1 protein-coding gene is annotated in these 2,101 nt (G+C 46.5%); it reads left to right on the top strand.

The genetic code is table 11. The annotated features are described in order from the left end of the window. Positions 1-2,101, top strand: a 2,101-nt coding sequence (locus A3757_RS20555; protein WP_068740210.1) for a peroxidase family protein, incomplete at both ends; no start/stop codon positions are given.

Raw genomic sequence — 2,101 nt, forward strand, 5'->3', positions numbered from 1 at the left:
GTCTGTACAACGTACAACTGCTGATCCGGATCGTAGCGTTGAAGACGATGCTTACTTGCCAGCGACTTACCGTAACCACAATACTCACTGGTGGGATGGCTCACAGCTTTACGGCAGCAACAAAGAAACCAATGATTCTGTTCGTTCATTTGAAGATGGTAAGCTCGCTATTGAAAGTGATGGTACTTTGCCAACAGACTTCTGGAGTGGCGTGCCGGTTACTGGCTTTAGTGACAACTGGTGGCTAGGTCTTAGCATGATGCACCAGCTATTCACCTTGGAGCATAACGCTATTGCTGACAAGCTGAAGGAAAACTATCCAAACGCGACAGATCAGTGGCTATTTGATAAGTCCCGCTTGATCAACTCTGCCTTGATGGCGAAGATTCACACAGTTGAATGGACGCCTGCAATTATCGCCAACCCTGCATTAGAGTTGTCGATGGAAGCAAACTGGTGGGGTATCGCGCGTAATCCTGAAACACGTGATTTGATCCAAAATGTGACGGACGATATCAAAGGTCCTAATTCCTGGCTCATTAACACCATCGCATTATTTGATCCTGAAAAAGCTGAACAGTTAAGCACGCCAGGCGCAATTGACCATATCCTTGGTGGTTTGGTTGGCCAAAGCAAACCAAATAACTATGATGTTCCTTATGTACTGACTGAGGAATTCGTTGCGGTTTATCGTATGCACCCATTACTACGTGATGCGGTAGATATCTACGATATCGGTTCAAATGTTGTTTCTGAGCGTATCAATATTGAAGACACGCGTGATGGCGATGCAGAAGATATTCTCGATAATCAGGGCGGCGATCGTCTATGGTACTCCTTCGGCATTACTCACCCAGGTTCCTTGACGCTAAACAACTATCCTGAGTTTTTGCGTAACCTTTCAATGCCGTTAATTGGCGATATTGACTTGGCAACAATCGATATTATTCGTGACCGTGAGCGTGGTGTACCACGTTACAACGAATTCCGTCGCCAGATTGGTTTGAATCCGATTACCAAGTTTGAGGATTTAACTGAAGACCCTACAACTTTGGCTGAATTGAAGCGTGTTTATAACAATGACATTGAGCAGATCGATGCTTTGGTGGGTCAGCTAGCTGAAACAGTGCGTCCTGATGGCTTTGCCTTTGGTGAGACGGCTTTCCAGGTCTTTATCCTGAATGCTTCTCGTCGTTTGATGACAGACCGTTTCTATACTGAAAGCTATACACCTGAAGTGTACACGCAAGAAGGTATCGACTGGGTAGAAAATAACACCATGGTTGACGTGATTCGTCGTCACTTCCCCGAGCTAGAGTTAAGCTTAACGGGTGTAGATAATGCCTTTAAACCATGGGGTTTGAAGATTCCAGATAACTACAAAGAGTGGTCAGCTTGTGATAAAGAGCAGCTCTTATGGACGAACGGTGCAATGCGTACTGAATATGATGCAGGAGAGCGTCCAGGGTTAACTGATATCGATATTGGTGGCCTGATTAATACGGTACTTTGGGAAAAAGTAAATCGTAAGGACGATGTCGCGCCACTCGGTTATGAAAAGCCAATCCATGCTCACGCAGCTATGGCGACCACTACTTTTGAACCTGCTTCTGGCCACCCTTATACAGGTGTCTTCAAAGGTGCAGAGTGTGGCTTATTGCGCCTGTCAGTCACGGGTGACCCAAATGACCGTGGCTTTGCTCCAGGCTTAGCATGGAAAGTGTTCGTTGACGGTAGAAACTCACGCAATGTCTCGGCGTTATACACCTTATCAGGCCAAGGTGGTAACCATGATTTCTTTGCAAATGAGTTGTCGCAGTACGTTGACAAGGAAGTGAACGAAACTTTGGGTACCACAGCCTTGTTCTCACTAGTTTCGACTAAGCCAACCACGCTTTCTGTAGAGAAGATGGCGAAGGTTCGCGCAGATGGCACCAAAGAAAGCAGCGTTGTTACGCCGACGCAGGTTTACTTTGTTCCGCGCCCAGAAGTGAAGGGCTTGTTCTCAAGTGCTTCTCATGACTTCCGTGACGACTTGGAAAGCTTACCAGAAGGTACGCCTATCTATGACGTCTACGCAACGAGCGAGAAAATTCGCACT

The sequence above is a fragment of the Oleiphilus sp. HI0117 genome (assembly GCF_001635235.1).